Origin of the sequence: Bacillus sp. FSL K6-2944, from assembly GCF_038005385.1 — a bacterium.
GTDB lineage: Bacteria > Bacillota > Bacilli > Bacillales > Bacillaceae_G > Bacillus_A > Bacillus_A cereus.
In genome coordinates this window covers 511,467-524,089 of sequence record NZ_JBBOTE010000002.1, presented here as the reverse complement: position 1 = coordinate 524,089, position 12,623 = coordinate 511,467, and the positions used below count along the sequence as shown (strand labels likewise).

Genomic DNA, 12,623 nt, shown 5'->3' with positions numbered 1-12,623 from the left:
ACTACTGTTCCCGTTTCAAATAGTTCTATATATTCACTTACATACTTATGAACAATCATATTAAATCACTTGCCGAATATTTCTTAATTTCTTTTTTATTATTTCCTTCTGGCAACAAATCCGTTAGTTGTTTAATGACCCTTTGATATGATTGATCACGGGTATTATATAATCGGGCAACAGGTCGTTCTCTTTCATACGGCTCTGTTTTATCAGATTGTGAGAACATTTCATAGTCACCATTCTCAGATATATCCATCCACATCTCATTTAATAAAACTCGTAATCTTGCTGCCTGAATAATTAATCCTTCAACCACTTTTAACTTACTGGGTGGGATGTCTTTAAATAATCTTTTTAAACGATTTTTTTCTTTGTTAACTAGTACCTCACGTTCATCAATGTCCGCCATAATATCACCTCGATTCAATCATATTTTCATACTGGGTAGGGGTCCTATACGAAACAGCATAAAAATCTGGAAAAACGCCCCTCTCCTCCGGTGCCCCTTAGACGAAAAAAAGCCCAACCTTCAAACCGGGGGGCCTTATCCCTGAATCATTTTCACCACTTTTCATCGTTTTCCCATTTGTTCGGTTTCTTTTTGAATGTTCTACCGTGTTCTTTATTATGGCAATCCACACAGACTGTTTCTAAGTTATCTATTTCTAATGCAAGTTCTGGATGATGTCCTAGTTCTTTTATATGATGGACAACGAGTTGAATCTTCTTACGCTTGGCACGCTCACTGTACTCATTGGTATCAGTTTGTACACGACCATTTCGTTTACATTCCTGACACTCATAATTGTCTCGCTTTTTTACTTCTTCTCGCAATTGTTTCCATGCCCTACTGTCATAGAACTTACGTTTTTGTTGTTTTGTTTTATATTCTCTCATTCTCTCTTTACCACTCTACTTTCGAACTACTCCTCTAAACAACCATCTATCAACCCTTCTTTTTAACCTCATAAAAAGGGAAGGATTGAATTGTTTTTGATTCTTTTCATCATTCTTTACTAATTCTTCTATTGTCGAATCCATAAGATGAGTCATTGAATAGAACATAGGTTGTTGCCCATACATTTTATAATATTTAAACTGAAGTTCATCCATTTCTACTACCGTTCGATTTTTAAAATATCTATGATAAATTATATCGTCCAAAGGACTTAGACCGAGCGCATCAATTTTCTTTTGTACCTCTGTTTCAATATGTTCCATCTTCTCCACTCCTCGTATCTGTTCTCATTCCAATACCATTGGGGCATTTGTTAATTTATATTCATTTTTATTGGTATACAAAACCAAAACTAACAAATAATAAGAGTGGATGAAAAATTTTCACTACGGCTTTGTACATTGAATGACCCCAATTAGCTATTCTATATCTTTGAAATGTATGAATATGTATGTGCTTCATCCTTTCAGTCACTCCATGAAGGATAAGGAACGTACTATGTAATTCACATTAAAACTAAACCATATTTTCTTTTGTTACAATTATACAGTCGTTCTTTATTCCTTTTCCATTCTTTACATATTTAGGTTTCCTAACAGGAAATAGACTTCCATCCATACTGGGGTATCTTCTCTCATTTTGTCCTTGTCAAGGACATTTTTATCAATCCCATTGTATATTCCTCATGTTATAATAATAATCTCTTAATCATATTTGATATCACATACAAGTTATATCAAACCTTTCTGTTTCTCTATTTGCACAGTTACTTATCATCCACAATTGATACGGTAACTGTGCTTTTTTTATTATTCCTTCAGAAGTTCATCCATAGTTTTATCTAACAAGCTAACCATCGCTTCTCTTCTTTGCTTTGGTGTTGTGTTATCTTCCAATTCATTAAAAATGGGAATTACACTCTCTAGTTGTCGTTTATCAATACGCTCATTTACAAGCTCTTGCCCTAACAGTGAAATGAATGTACCAATCGCAACCGCCTGTTCCTGTTTAGTTAGTTTCATTTGTTCTCACTCCTTATCCAAAATAAAGCACTCGAATGGATGCTTTAACTCGTATACTCAATTGGTATAAAAACCCTAATCACTTCCTATACTAAGAGTACGAATAAAGAACATATGTAAAGATACTCTCTTTTTCATATCTCATTCTTACAACACCCTATGGCATCAAATACATATGTTCCCCTTCAGCTTTTCCATTTAGGTGGATGACGAGCGTGCTTGTATCTCAATTCATAAAGTTCCTCTTTATCATCATACAGTCGCTCTTCATCCAACTTTATTTTACCTTTATTACATGCCATTTCTTAGATGACCTTATTAACAAATCCATGCTAGTATAAAATTACAATCAAACATAATCCTTCCCCCTACGAAGGTATTTATGTTTTTCACTATCTATTCACACACTGAACAGCCAGATTATGTATCACAACATAATTTGGCTGTTCTTTTATTTTCCATACTCCATCCAAAATGAGCATGGATCTATTTAAGTTAAAGAAAAAGAGAGCTACCAAAGAATGGCCGCTCTTACATAATCTATATCGAAAGGAAGGTTTCTAGAAAAAGCACCATCAATAGGTGTCGTCCTACACTTTAATATATGCTTATCCCTTTAAAAAGTTCTATTTTTTTGGTAAATAAAGAAAAAATAAACGTGTAATTAACGTCATATGATAAGACTATCGATATTTTTTGGTTGTAAAAACCATATTTATTTTGTCCTTTAGTTCCATTCCCAACTCATTTACATATATTATCTTGAACCCTTACTTTTCGAACTATTATTTGTTCATGACTCACACACATAACGGTAATAGTGACTGTAAATTCAAAAAAATGGGTACGCTGGCACACGTACTCGTTTTTTACATAACCACAGTTATAATATAGTATATGAACACGCTCTATTGCATTTCCTGGTATCCATGTAAAGAAGAAGCGATTTCATTCGCCTTTTTTTATTGATTCATTTTTATTGGTATTAAAAACCAATTCAAAGTCCATAATACAAATAGAGGAAGAACCTACCATCAAATTGGTGCACTGCATGTGCTTATACCCACTCGTGTATCGTATACCAAATGATATTCGTTCTTCTTCCTCCTATTTTTATTCAAAAGGTTGAAGAATGCACAGAATACCTTTCATCTAGAATAACCCACCACACTTACATATTCTTGCATTCTTCATTCCTACTACATATCCATTTTCCTCTTTTAGAAACTTTTCTATCCAAATTTTTCTCTTTTATACAACAAAAGAAAATTGTATTTCAGCTTCCCTTTCGACATACTACAGTAACATCCTCTCATCAAAATAAGCTCCCACCCATACATGTCTACCTCATTTTTTCATACAATATAATATCTCAACTAAAAGGAGACCTCTTTATGCACTATAAAAGTAAACTGCCAAACTGCAGTCCTAAACGCCCCTTGGCGATTCTTTTTTCACCTTATAAATCTGTCCAAAACACCATGTATCACACTCTTGCTAAACAAGATCAATTCGTATATACCAATGCAGATGGTTTGACTGAATATAAAAGTTCCAATATTCTCGCTCCTTCTGAAGTATCTTATTTCAATTTATTTATTAATGGCGTTATCCAGCCTCTCTCAACATATACTGTTGAACCTGGAAAATTAATCTTATTATCAGAAGAGCCACCTTCCTTACATGCACCTATTACATTACAATTCATTAGCATTTATCCGTAGGAACACAATTCCACCTCTCACATATACTACAATAGGACAGCCATATTAAAGAAAAGGAGGATTTTTTCATGGCATTACAACTTATGAAACTCGCTATTACAGCTTCTACTTCTACCAATATTGATCCTGAAAGTTTACGTTTTTTCTATGTTGCTGCAGCTCCCACTACAGCAGGAAATACATTAACTATTGATGCTGCAGACTTTTTCCAAGATGATGGATCTGCTGTTACTGCTTTGCCCGTTCTACCTACTGATAATAGTTATGTTAACGTGTTTGTAAATGGTGTTTTACAAATGGGAGATATTTCAGTGTATACCCCAGGTGCAACAGGCGTTGGTTCATTAGCCATTACTGTTCCAGTTGGTGCAGATGATTTAATAACAGGAACACCTATTGTTTTGGAAATTGTACAATTTACACCAAGCGCTACGACAACAGTTACAACATAGTAAAAAGGGCCATTTTTATATAGGCCCTTCTACTATGGCTCAAATAGTCCATTCCCACTAAAACTTTTTTCTATCTACACAGAAAAAGAATGAACAACATCCATTATCCTTTCGTCAAAATCTTATGTTATTACTATAATTCATTTTTTCAAGGGTTTGTATAATGATTACTTACCTTAAGTAAATGTTAAGTTCTATTTGAGTACTCAATCTTTTCTCTCATGGCAGCATGTTTGTTGTAAATGTACTGTGAACTGTAGTTAAGCTCCTCAGCAATCTTTTCTAATGTCATGCCTTCCACATATTTTAGATATGCAATTTTATGTTCCAACCCTTTAAAGGTATTAATTAATTCTTTCAGTTTATACATGTCATTCATCTTATGTGCTAATTCGTATTCAATTGCTTCAATACGTTCTTCTACCTTTGCACCTTCTGATTCAGCAGTTAAACGTACATCTTGCAAATCACCACTGACCCAGCGTTTTAATTCAGCTTTTGTTTTATCTAAGTTGTAATCTAGATAAGCAACTTCTTGTTCTAATTCTTGATATACCTTTAGCCAGTTAAACAAATGATGATTCACCTACTTTCTATTAAAAAACAACAAATCTCATAAAACACGTTTATTTCCCTTTCTAAGACGTTTTAACACTTGTACACCTAATTTGTATTCAGAAAGAAAAATAACTCCAAATTACTACGGTTCTGACGGTCGTTTCTTTGTTGAAACGTGTCTTTTATTTTGATATCACAATTACAGTATGTGAAATTAATTATTTCAATCCTCGTTTTTTCATTTGAGTATGTAAATTTGCTGTAGTCACACCCAATTTCTTTGCAATCCCCACATATGTCATTCCTTTATCACTCATGGTTACTGCCTTCTTACAAAATGCATTCCATTCGTTCACTGTTCTTGTTTTCTTCTGGTCCGTACCAATACGACCACCTAACAAAACGCCTAATTTATTTATTCTTATTCCTGTAGCACATTCTGTCCAACAATGCGCTACATCTCTACTACATCTATAATCACAACCTGTGCAATGTTTCTCTTGTAAATCTAAAATTGCAATACGGGCTTCTTTTTTATTCATATCGCTACCCACTCTAACTTATCTACATAGTACAAGTAATCTACTAACGCCCTATCAGTTGGTTTTACAAGATAAGCCTTATCATTAAATACTGCTCGTGGTATTGATTTCCGTCCACCTAATTTCGCAGCATGAACATATTCTTTTATTAATTCAAACGGAACTAAGAAAATGGAATGCTCTATACTAAATTCAATTAAGAAGAAACAAATCACCCCCAACTTTTCAGCTTGTTCTAGATACTCAATTTGATGTGGTGATATATTTTGTAAAGCAAAGCTTGTCTTATTTGTTGTCGCTTTTGCTTCAAATGCTATCATTCGCCCTTTATATATTCCGTCATAATCAACGGTTGACTTTTTTTCGAAATATCCTTCTTTTATTCTTCCATCTTTAAATAACTTTGTAACAACTACAGGTGTAGCACGTTTTGTAATTAATGCTATGTTCTTTCTCTTGTACATATCATTCGAAAAATTAATTAGATTCTCAAACGCAGCTCCATGATCCCCACTGTAAGCCATAATAACAACTCCTTTCTCAAATACTATTTTGTTAATTATGCCTTTGTAACTTTATATTCAAAGAAACTTTTAGATTTTTTATGTTTATCGCATGCAAACACATCTGTAGGAAGGTGCTTTCTACCTTGTGAATCTCTTGCTAATACAAATCCCTTAGTTGTGGCATCACTTTTACAACCAACATAATTGCATTTCTGCACTTTGCATTCTCCTTTGCTTATAAAATTCAAATTTAATAACACTCCAGGACTCTCTCATTTCAGAAAGTCCTGAGAACATAATCTATTTAACTTGAATCATCGGATTAGCTTCTCCACTTACTTGCGGTAACTTACCATCCCATTTTTCAATTTTTTTAATTTCTACAATTTCTGGAGTTAAAGACTTCTTAATAATCTCATTCGCTTCAGCTTTCCCTCTTGCTTCCTCAATGGCTTTCTCTGCATTGATTGTAGCTTGCTTTTTCTCAATCTCAGCTTTTTCAAGGTTTTGTTGAGCGTCTACTACTCCTTGAATTGCTTTCGCTGTATTTGCATCTGGTTTAGGTGCTTCTAACGTAACGGAATCTACTAAGAATCCAGTAGTGTCTACCATTTTTCTAAACTCTTTTTCTATTGATCCGTTAATCTCCCCTTGATGTTGAAATACCTCAAGAACTGAATAGTTAGAGAAAACGTTTAATGTAGCTTTCTTAAGTCGAGTTTGTAACCAACCATTTTCAATTACATCTGGAGCTTGTCCTTTGAACTTGTTATAAATCTTAGGAAGTTTCTCTGCATCATTCATGTAATCATAAGATAGACTCACTGTTAGAGGCTTACCATCTTTGGTTTGTACGCTGAATTTATCCACTTTAACCGTTTCTGTTGAAATAGGATAAGCTGTTACACGTTTAAATGGTGAAACTAAGTGCCATCCTTGTCCTAAGGTCTCCTTTTCAATTCCTGTACTTCTGTTATAAACAACACCTGCATGTCCCTGGTCAATCACCTTTACGCTCATTGCAGTTAAAATTCCACCTGTTAAAAGACTGAATCCTACTAATGCCGCACCTACGATTTTCTTTGTATTCATTTTATTTTTCCTCCTTGAACATGTTTTTAATTTTTAATACTACGTTTCCAATACACTCAAAAACTCCTAATTTACCTGCTATAATCCACAAGAATGACAACACCATGATAAACACTATAATTCCTACAAATAACGAGAACATAGCATCACTCCTTTTATTCACTTACTTTATCCAGCCATATCTTCAGCGAAAAATAGAATTTCTAAATTTCCTGTTGCTACTTCATACGTTTGATGCAAATTCATAACTTCTACTGTTGCTCTATCATCCATTACGTGTAAAACACGAGATGAGTACACGTCATCTGTTACAATATCACCAGAACGATACTCATTTGGCTTGCGTCCCTTTTGTGCAAATACACGTCTTACACTTTCTGCATTGATTTCTTCTACTGTTGCATATCTACATTTATTCGCATGATTGTATCCCCAATCACCATGTATTTCTCCTTCACATCCCCACGTTCCCCATAACTCCACTTTGTTATTAAATGTATCCTTAATCAATCGTTTCACTTGTGTAATAACTTTGTTATCTTTCGATTCGCATACAACCCATTGACCAGCAGTTACTTTCTTTTCATCAATTTGTAAATTCATTTCCTATTTCTCCTTAATTCAAGATTTATGAATTCAAACTAATTTGCTATATAAGTTAGCTTTCTACGCTTCATTATTTCTTCTCTTGCTGGTATAACCAACTTTGACCAAGGTGAAGCTTCTTTTGCCTTCTTTCCACATTCTGATCGTGTTAACACTGGAGTTGTTATGGCTTCTTCTACAGTCCACTTCAAACGTTTAACTCTGTCACGTGCCGTACTATAACTAATACCATTTAATTCAGCTTGTTCCGCTTGTCCATCAGTTAACACTTTATTTTTACATTTTGAATTGGCTTGTTCCGCCAATTTTAATGCTTGATACTTATCTATAGGTGGCTTACTGATTGCATCAATCAATCTCCAACCTTTTTTTATTCTTGCTGTATAAGTTGAATGAGAGATACCATTTTTCAAAGCTATTTCTTTAATGTTTTTCCATCTATTTGCGTTATATCTTGATGGTTTTGTCATTGCAATTTCTTTGTCCCATCCCAAATTTCTAATCCTACGTGTCAGTAATTCATTACTAATTCCATTCTTTGCAGCCGCCTCATATTCTTCTGGAGTTATATAATAATCATATGGATTCCGCATGAGTATCTCCTCCTATTCAATTGTTAATTAAGTTCTTGAATTTCTTTTAACGATCTATTCGAAACTTCAATACTACGAATCTTAAAACTATAATTCTTACGATATTTTTCACGAATTTTTAACGCCGCTTCTTCTTTCGTTTCAGCTTCACAAAATTCTAATTTAAATCCTGATTCTGTAACAATATCCACCATGTATGTATCTATAAGTGGCTCATAAATAAAATCATGATCTATTGTGATTTGTTCAGTCATTTCGCTCACCTTCTATCGGTGAAAGTGTAATAATCATTTGTTGCTCTAAAACGTTCCCTATCACAGCATTCATCCATAAATTAGGATTCATTTTTCTCATTAAAAATTCGATGACTACAATTAACTCTTCGGTAGATAAGGAAACAAATTCTCCTAAAGGTTCTTGATTGAACCTGCCACCACGTTTTTCAATTGTTAGACCTACTTCGTTGTCAATCACGTACCTTTTTGCAGTTACTAAATCAAATTGACGGACTTTCTCACGGCCGAATCCTATTATTAATTCCTTTAGTACGTCATGAATGACACGAAAATCTAACACTTTTACTTTCTGTTCAAGCTGCTCTCTACACTGCTTGCATAAAGTCCTTTCCAAACCAAAAATATATATTTTACTCATATCAGACTCAGGAAAAGGATTTTCGCATTTATAACACTCTTCTCCAATTACATCTTCAAATAGATTTAACATGTAAATCGCTCCTATGATTTATATTTGTTTAGCACTTCTTGCAATCTCTCACGCTCTTCATCAATAGATTGCGAGTTTTGCTTTTCAATTTCTTTTTTAGTTGGCTCAACATCTTCACGTAACCAATCTGGAACAATTTCTTTTCTATTTGAACGACCTGGTCCCGAACCATTCAATCGCTTGTTCTTACTCATTTCAAAGCGTCTATCTAATGCAGCAACATCATCTAATGTTTTTACTTTTTGCTTTTCCCAGCTTTTCAAAATGGCCTTAATGTAATTCCATTTTGGCTTATTTTCATCAATAGCTTTGTGAGCAGCATGTTTAATTAATTCGCTACTAAACGAATCACAAAACTCTCCTAATTCCGTAATAGCAATTTCACTTAACGGAATTCCTTCACCTTTTAAAAAGTTATAACTGACTTTAAATTCTTCATCGACTAATACATGTGATTTCGTTTCTTTCTTATCATCATGATAATAATTAGTATTTTGTATATTAGTATTTAATTTATTAGTACTTAGTATATTAGTATTTAGTAGTGTCGGATTTTCCACATGTAGGTTTCCCACAAGTGGCTTTTCCACATGTGGAATTTCCATAAGTAGCTCTTCCTCATGTGGCTTCCCCATATCTGGTGTTTCATAAATTTCAGTTTCCCAATTTGTTATCTTCTTGCTCTTTTCATCACGAACAGGGTAACGCTTTATATATCCTAGCGCTTTTAACTCTTTAAACCCTGAACGTAACGAGTCTTCCCCGTCCTTAGCGTGTTGTGATAACTCACTTATATGAAAAGTCCAATTATCAGGTAATGTAAGTGCATAAGCTAAAATCCCTTTTGCCTTCCAAGACAACCTTTCATCTTTTAAACCGGTATTATTTATGACAGAATAATTGCTGTCTTTTTTCACTCGGATAATCCCCATAAAAGCCACCTCATAAATTCTCAAGAACTATATTTAATGTTATACTTATCAAGTAATATTTTTTCTAATAGGACCCGTTGCAGCGGGTTCTTTTTTATGAATTCCGTCGAATACTATCGACAACTTCTTTTCTTCCTCCCACTTCTTCCAAACGATCTGCTACTTCTAAAACCTTTTTTCTTTCTTTAGAAGAATCATTTTTTATTTTCTTGAAGTACATAGCTGATAACTCCTTTGAAATTTCTAAATCTCTGCTATTTTGCTTTTGATATAAATCATGAAGTTCAACATAAGCAATTTTGTCGCCGTTTCTATTGGCTTGCTCCATTTGTTTATATAAAAGTTGTCGGTTCTGTATACATTCCTTACGCTCTTTTTCTAATTCTGATGCCATCATCAAATGTTCTGGAAGTACTCTGTTTTCGGTTCCCATTGTTTAAACGCTCCCTTTCTAAACGATCACTTTCATCAAACTTTCGTTCAATGAAAGTACCGCCTTTATAAACTCCATACGCAAGTATGGCAATCCCTAATCCAAAGATACAGACATTCGTTGTGCTTTCTACCGTTATAATGTCCATTAGGCTAAAATAAACACCTTTTTAGATTCCACTTCTTGCGATAATGCTTTGTTTAAGTACTCTTTAATGTTATTCATTGCTTCTAATTTCCAAGCCCCACCGTCAGCTTCAAACAAACCACAACGAGCACCTTCACGCATCCTGAGTACAAACTTACTTTCTGGTTGTTCTACTTCAACAAACGTTCTATATGGGCTTAATTGAACTGGATTTGGCACTTTTGCATTCCCTCTACTAGCAACCCCTGTTTTCACAGTTACAGCTTGTGATACACCGTCATCTCCAATTTCCTTTACATCTTCTTCTACAACGGTACCAACTACCTGTAAAACGATGTCACGATGATTGTTTTGTACAAAACCTGATTGCAATGCAATATTAAATTCTTCTCTGTCATAAAAACTTCCAAAATTAAAACGTGGAATAGATGCTTGTGCTTCGATATAAGTACTTCTAGCCTTATCTCCATTAACCGCAGTAAAGCAACTTACCGTTGTTGGATTTACAATATGAATCATTACAGGTTCAGTTGTGTCAAATTCTGATTTCACGTAACCTACTAAACCAGATAAACTACGGACAATAATCTCTGCTGGTGTCGGTTCTTGCACAAGATGTAATCGTTGTGTTGAATAAGTTTGTTCCCCGATTTTATGTGTTTCAATCGTTCCAATCTCTAATACCTTTTCAATTGCTTCTCTTGTCATAGTCATTTTTATTTCCCCTTTTCTTAATTAGATTTACTTTTCATATAATCGATTACTACTGTTTGTTTATCAGCAGCCTGATTTTGTTCTTTTTCTTCTACTTCTTCTACAGGTTGTCCAACATCTGTTTTCACATCACCCTGTAGATCCATATAAAACTGTCCCTGGATTCCGGAAGCTAACTCTTGACCAACTAAATTTCCGTTTTGGTCCATATCTAATAGAATCTTAGACTCTACCGCTTCTGTTGGTGCTAGTTTCGAAGTGGCTTGAACCTGACAATTCCATACATCACGCTTTTTATCACCAGCAAACGAAAGTGTTAAAACAATCTTTCTTGCTTTTTTAGGATCAGTATTTAAATCCGCCATATTTTCCATTACACGCTCAAACTCTTGATGAAATCTTTCAGCAAGTGCTCCATCAGCAAATGTATTTAAATCAATCATGACTTCCATTACTTTGCTCACCTAAACCTTTCTTATTAAAATTCAACATCCACTTGAATATCGATGTTCATAGGTAGTTCTTGAGCTACAATAATTGAATTAGGACTCGTTCCTTTTTTAATCAACTTTTGGACTCCTTCTTTTGCGGCATCCTTTGTTTTGTATCCAAAAACATTTGGTGTACTGGATAAACTCGTAACAATTACTAAAATTTGTTGTTTCATGATTGCTCCTCCTACTGAACTTCCGCCATATTTATTTGTGCATTTGTAGCTGTAATTTCTTCTTCTAAAATAATTGGAAGTGAATATTCTTCATTAATGATTTGAATCGCTCTATCTAAATGATGACGTTTAATAGCTTTATAACTACTAATTCCAAACTCTCTATGTAATTGACTATAAATATCGCTATACACTTTTTTTCTAAGGCTAACATCCCGATAAGCATTAGATTCCTTACCACCTAATAGAAGAACACCTAACTTTCTTACTACCTTTGATACTTCATCACATTCGATAGCATATAAAGGAGCGTTTTCTCGTAAATTCTTCACATCTGATTTAATATCTTGAATTTCTTGTTTTTGACCTTCTAAAACATCAAATGTGAGTTTCAGAATACTCATCGGATCTTTAGGAAGTTGTTGCTGATTTTGTATGTGTTGTTTCATTCGTTTAAACTCTTCAATAAACTTAATTTTCATTTGAACAGCTTCTTTTGTGTTGTAACTCATTGCAACCAACGTAAAAGCTTCTTCTGTCAAATCGTATTTGGGCATTCGTTTGTTTTGCGTATTAATGTAAGTGGACTGGTGAAAATTTACCTGTCCGAATTCTTGACCTGCATAATCGATTTGTTTACGGACATCTTTCAATACATTGTTATGTTCTTTTCCAAACATACTTGCAATCGTCAAACTGTCAGTTACAATTTTCCCATTACTTTCAAATACCAAGTTATTTTTTCTTTCATTTACTACAGTTAATCCATCCATATTAGTTACCTCCTATAAATTTGGAATCACTTTAGTTGCATTTGTATAACGATGTACTAAATATAATTCATTACTTACCTTTTTAAATATCAACCAATTATCAGGATTTAAATTGTATGATTTAAAATGTATTTTTTCCTTCTTGGTTGGTTTTTTGCCATTTTTCATTTAATTC

23 protein-coding genes are annotated in these 12,623 nt (G+C 33.9%); 2 read left to right on the top strand and 21 right to left on the bottom strand.

Annotated elements, in window-relative coordinates:
* Positions 1 to 55: 55 nt before the first annotated feature.
* The 4 genes from MHH55_RS23760 to MHH55_RS23745 all read right to left on the bottom strand — a co-directional run bounded on the left by MHH55_RS23760 (position 56) and on the right by MHH55_RS23745 (position 1,983).
* Positions 56 to 412 (bottom strand): hypothetical protein, encoded by a 357-nt coding sequence (locus MHH55_RS23760; protein ID WP_000763336.1) that lies wholly within the window; start codon positions 410 to 412, stop codon positions 56 to 58.
* 152 nt (positions 413 to 564) lie between these two features.
* Positions 565 to 900, bottom strand: coding sequence for an HNH endonuclease (locus MHH55_RS23755; RefSeq protein WP_078187444.1), 336 nt, complete (start codon positions 898 to 900; stop codon positions 565 to 567).
* Between the two features lie 15 nt (positions 901 to 915).
* Positions 916 to 1,224, bottom strand: coding sequence for a hypothetical protein (locus tag MHH55_RS23750; protein ID WP_078187445.1), 309 nt, complete (start codon positions 1,222 to 1,224; stop codon positions 916 to 918).
* A 546-nt stretch (positions 1,225 to 1,770) separates the two neighbouring features.
* A complete protein-coding gene (locus tag MHH55_RS23745; RefSeq protein WP_078187446.1) occupies positions 1,771 to 1,983 on the bottom strand; it encodes a hypothetical protein in 213 nt (70 codons plus the stop codon).
* A gap of 1,394 nt (positions 1,984 to 3,377) precedes the next feature.
* Between MHH55_RS23745 and MHH55_RS23740 the strand changes: the two genes are divergently transcribed.
* Positions 3,378 to 3,707 carry a DUF4183 domain-containing protein gene (locus tag MHH55_RS23740; RefSeq protein WP_072192505.1) on the top strand — a complete coding sequence of 110 codons (330 nt, stop codon included), beginning with the start codon at positions 3,378 to 3,380 and terminating at the stop codon, positions 3,705 to 3,707.
* A gap of 68 nt (positions 3,708 to 3,775) precedes the next feature.
* Entirely contained in the window at positions 3,776 to 4,159 is a 384-nt protein-coding gene (locus MHH55_RS23735; RefSeq protein ID WP_072192506.1) for a DUF4183 domain-containing protein, read from the top strand.
* Between the two features lie 187 nt (positions 4,160 to 4,346).
* Here MHH55_RS23735 and MHH55_RS23730 read toward each other — a convergent pair whose 3' ends face one another.
* The 17 genes from MHH55_RS23730 to MHH55_RS23650 all read right to left on the bottom strand — a co-directional run bounded on the left by MHH55_RS23730 (position 4,347) and on the right by MHH55_RS23650 (position 12,616).
* Positions 4,347 to 4,733, bottom strand: coding sequence for a hypothetical protein (locus MHH55_RS23730; protein ID WP_078187447.1), 387 nt, complete (start codon positions 4,731 to 4,733; stop codon positions 4,347 to 4,349).
* Between the two features lie 202 nt (positions 4,734 to 4,935).
* Positions 4,936 to 5,259, bottom strand: coding sequence for a hypothetical protein (locus tag MHH55_RS23725; RefSeq protein ID WP_078187448.1), 324 nt, complete (start codon positions 5,257 to 5,259; stop codon positions 4,936 to 4,938).
* On the bottom strand, positions 5,256 to 5,783 hold the full coding sequence (locus MHH55_RS23720) for a Holliday junction resolvase RecU (RefSeq protein ID WP_000331717.1): 528 nt from the start codon (positions 5,781 to 5,783) through the stop codon (positions 5,256 to 5,258). The genes MHH55_RS23725 and MHH55_RS23720 overlap by 4 nt, the downstream gene beginning before the upstream one ends.
* A 35-nt stretch (positions 5,784 to 5,818) precedes the next feature.
* Positions 5,819 to 5,983, bottom strand: a complete 165-nt coding sequence (locus MHH55_RS23715) for a hypothetical protein (protein WP_001168009.1) — start codon at positions 5,981 to 5,983, stop codon at positions 5,819 to 5,821.
* A gap of 82 nt (positions 5,984 to 6,065) precedes the next feature.
* Positions 6,066 to 6,857 carry a prohibitin family protein gene (locus tag MHH55_RS23710; RefSeq protein ID WP_078187449.1) on the bottom strand — a complete coding sequence of 264 codons (792 nt, stop codon included), beginning with the start codon at positions 6,855 to 6,857 and terminating at the stop codon, positions 6,066 to 6,068.
* Positions 6,858 to 7,025: 168 nt separating this feature from the next.
* On the bottom strand, positions 7,026 to 7,460 hold the full coding sequence (locus tag MHH55_RS23705) for a hypothetical protein (protein ID WP_078187450.1): 435 nt from the start codon (positions 7,458 to 7,460) through the stop codon (positions 7,026 to 7,028).
* A gap of 38 nt (positions 7,461 to 7,498) precedes the next feature.
* A complete protein-coding gene (locus MHH55_RS23700) occupies positions 7,499 to 8,056 on the bottom strand; it encodes a hypothetical protein (RefSeq protein WP_078187451.1) in 558 nt (185 codons plus the stop codon).
* Positions 8,057 to 8,079: 23 nt separating this feature from the next.
* Positions 8,080 to 8,310: a hypothetical protein gene (locus tag MHH55_RS23695; RefSeq protein ID WP_000139235.1), complete on the bottom strand. Its 231-nt coding sequence runs from the start codon at positions 8,308 to 8,310 to the stop codon at positions 8,080 to 8,082.
* The gene (locus tag MHH55_RS23690) at positions 8,303 to 8,782 is read right to left on the bottom strand and encodes a hypothetical protein (protein ID WP_078187452.1); all 480 of its coding nucleotides are present in this window, start codon (positions 8,780 to 8,782) and stop codon (positions 8,303 to 8,305) included. The genes MHH55_RS23695 and MHH55_RS23690 overlap by 8 nt, the downstream gene beginning before the upstream one ends.
* A gap of 11 nt (positions 8,783 to 8,793) precedes the next feature.
* Complete coding sequence (locus tag MHH55_RS23685; protein ID WP_078187453.1) at positions 8,794 to 9,714, bottom strand: DnaD domain protein; 921 nt, start codon at positions 9,712 to 9,714, stop codon at positions 8,794 to 8,796.
* 94 nt (positions 9,715 to 9,808) lie between these two features.
* Positions 9,809 to 10,108, bottom strand: a complete 300-nt coding sequence (locus MHH55_RS23680; RefSeq protein WP_232305876.1) for a hypothetical protein — start codon at positions 10,106 to 10,108, stop codon at positions 9,809 to 9,811.
* Entirely contained in the window at positions 10,080 to 10,295 is a 216-nt protein-coding gene (locus tag MHH55_RS23675; protein ID WP_014894867.1) for a hypothetical protein, read from the bottom strand. The genes MHH55_RS23680 and MHH55_RS23675 overlap by 29 nt, the downstream gene beginning before the upstream one ends.
* Entirely contained in the window at positions 10,295 to 11,008 is a 714-nt protein-coding gene (locus MHH55_RS23670) for a hypothetical protein (RefSeq protein WP_078187454.1), read from the bottom strand. Before MHH55_RS23670 ends, MHH55_RS23675 begins: the two co-directional genes overlap by 1 nt.
* 17 nt (positions 11,009 to 11,025) lie before the next feature.
* Positions 11,026 to 11,460, bottom strand: a complete 435-nt coding sequence (locus MHH55_RS23665; protein WP_016109399.1) for a hypothetical protein — start codon at positions 11,458 to 11,460, stop codon at positions 11,026 to 11,028.
* Between the two features lie 26 nt (positions 11,461 to 11,486).
* Positions 11,487 to 11,675, bottom strand: coding sequence for a hypothetical protein (locus MHH55_RS23660; RefSeq protein ID WP_078187455.1), 189 nt, complete (start codon positions 11,673 to 11,675; stop codon positions 11,487 to 11,489).
* A gap of 11 nt (positions 11,676 to 11,686) precedes the next feature.
* Positions 11,687 to 12,448 carry a Rha family transcriptional regulator gene (locus tag MHH55_RS23655; protein WP_078187456.1) on the bottom strand — a complete coding sequence of 254 codons (762 nt, stop codon included), beginning with the start codon at positions 12,446 to 12,448 and terminating at the stop codon, positions 11,687 to 11,689.
* A gap of 12 nt (positions 12,449 to 12,460) precedes the next feature.
* Positions 12,461 to 12,616: a DUF6906 family protein gene (locus MHH55_RS23650; RefSeq protein WP_176116647.1), complete on the bottom strand. Its 156-nt coding sequence runs from the start codon at positions 12,614 to 12,616 to the stop codon at positions 12,461 to 12,463.
* Between the last annotated feature and the right edge of the window lie 7 nt (positions 12,617 to 12,623).

What these genes read in the sequence shown, in the direction of transcription:
- MHH55_RS23760 (WP_000763336.1), bottom strand. Translation starts at nt 412, where the DNA reads ATGGCGGACATTGATGAACGTGAGGTACTAGTTAACAAAGAAAAAAAT.
- MHH55_RS23755 (WP_078187444.1), bottom strand. Translation starts at nt 900, where the DNA reads ATGAGAGAATATAAAACAAAACAACAAAAACGTAAGTTCTATGACAGT.
- MHH55_RS23750 (WP_078187445.1), bottom strand. Translation starts at nt 1,224, where the DNA reads ATGGAACATATTGAAACAGAGGTACAAAAGAAAATTGATGCGCTCGGT.
- MHH55_RS23745 (WP_078187446.1), bottom strand. Translation starts at nt 1,983, where the DNA reads ATGAAACTAACTAAACAGGAACAGGCGGTTGCGATTGGTACATTCATT.
- MHH55_RS23740 (WP_072192505.1), top strand. Translation starts at nt 3,378, where the DNA reads ATGCACTATAAAAGTAAACTGCCAAACTGCAGTCCTAAACGCCCCTTG.
- MHH55_RS23735 (WP_072192506.1), top strand. Translation starts at nt 3,776, where the DNA reads ATGGCATTACAACTTATGAAACTCGCTATTACAGCTTCTACTTCTACC.
- MHH55_RS23725 (WP_078187448.1), bottom strand. Translation starts at nt 5,259, where the DNA reads ATGAATAAAAAAGAAGCCCGTATTGCAATTTTAGATTTACAAGAGAAA.
- MHH55_RS23720 (WP_000331717.1), bottom strand. Translation starts at nt 5,783, where the DNA reads ATGGCTTACAGTGGGGATCATGGAGCTGCGTTTGAGAATCTAATTAAT.
- MHH55_RS23710 (WP_078187449.1), bottom strand. Translation starts at nt 6,857, where the DNA reads ATGAATACAAAGAAAATCGTAGGTGCGGCATTAGTAGGATTCAGTCTT.
- MHH55_RS23705 (WP_078187450.1), bottom strand. Translation starts at nt 7,460, where the DNA reads ATGAATTTACAAATTGATGAAAAGAAAGTAACTGCTGGTCAATGGGTT.
- MHH55_RS23700 (WP_078187451.1), bottom strand. Translation starts at nt 8,056, where the DNA reads ATGCGGAATCCATATGATTATTATATAACTCCAGAAGAATATGAGGCG.
- MHH55_RS23695 (WP_000139235.1), bottom strand. Translation starts at nt 8,310, where the DNA reads ATGACTGAACAAATCACAATAGATCATGATTTTATTTATGAGCCACTT.
- MHH55_RS23690 (WP_078187452.1), bottom strand. Translation starts at nt 8,782, where the DNA reads ATGTTAAATCTATTTGAAGATGTAATTGGAGAAGAGTGTTATAAATGC.
- MHH55_RS23685 (WP_078187453.1), bottom strand. Translation starts at nt 9,714, where the DNA reads ATGGGGATTATCCGAGTGAAAAAAGACAGCAATTATTCTGTCATAAAT.
- MHH55_RS23680 (WP_232305876.1), bottom strand. Translation starts at nt 10,108, where the DNA reads ATGGCATCAGAATTAGAAAAAGAGCGTAAGGAATGTATACAGAACCGA.
- MHH55_RS23675 (WP_014894867.1), bottom strand. Translation starts at nt 10,295, where the DNA reads ATGGACATTATAACGGTAGAAAGCACAACGAATGTCTGTATCTTTGGA.
- MHH55_RS23670 (WP_078187454.1), bottom strand. Translation starts at nt 11,008, where the DNA reads ATGACTATGACAAGAGAAGCAATTGAAAAGGTATTAGAGATTGGAACG.
- MHH55_RS23665 (WP_016109399.1), bottom strand. Translation starts at nt 11,460, where the DNA reads ATGGAAGTCATGATTGATTTAAATACATTTGCTGATGGAGCACTTGCT.
- MHH55_RS23660 (WP_078187455.1), bottom strand. Translation starts at nt 11,675, where the DNA reads ATGAAACAACAAATTTTAGTAATTGTTACGAGTTTATCCAGTACACCA.
- MHH55_RS23655 (WP_078187456.1), bottom strand. Translation starts at nt 12,448, where the DNA reads ATGGATGGATTAACTGTAGTAAATGAAAGAAAAAATAACTTGGTATTT.
- MHH55_RS23650 (WP_176116647.1), bottom strand. Translation starts at nt 12,616, where the DNA reads ATGAAAAATGGCAAAAAACCAACCAAGAAGGAAAAAATACATTTTAAA.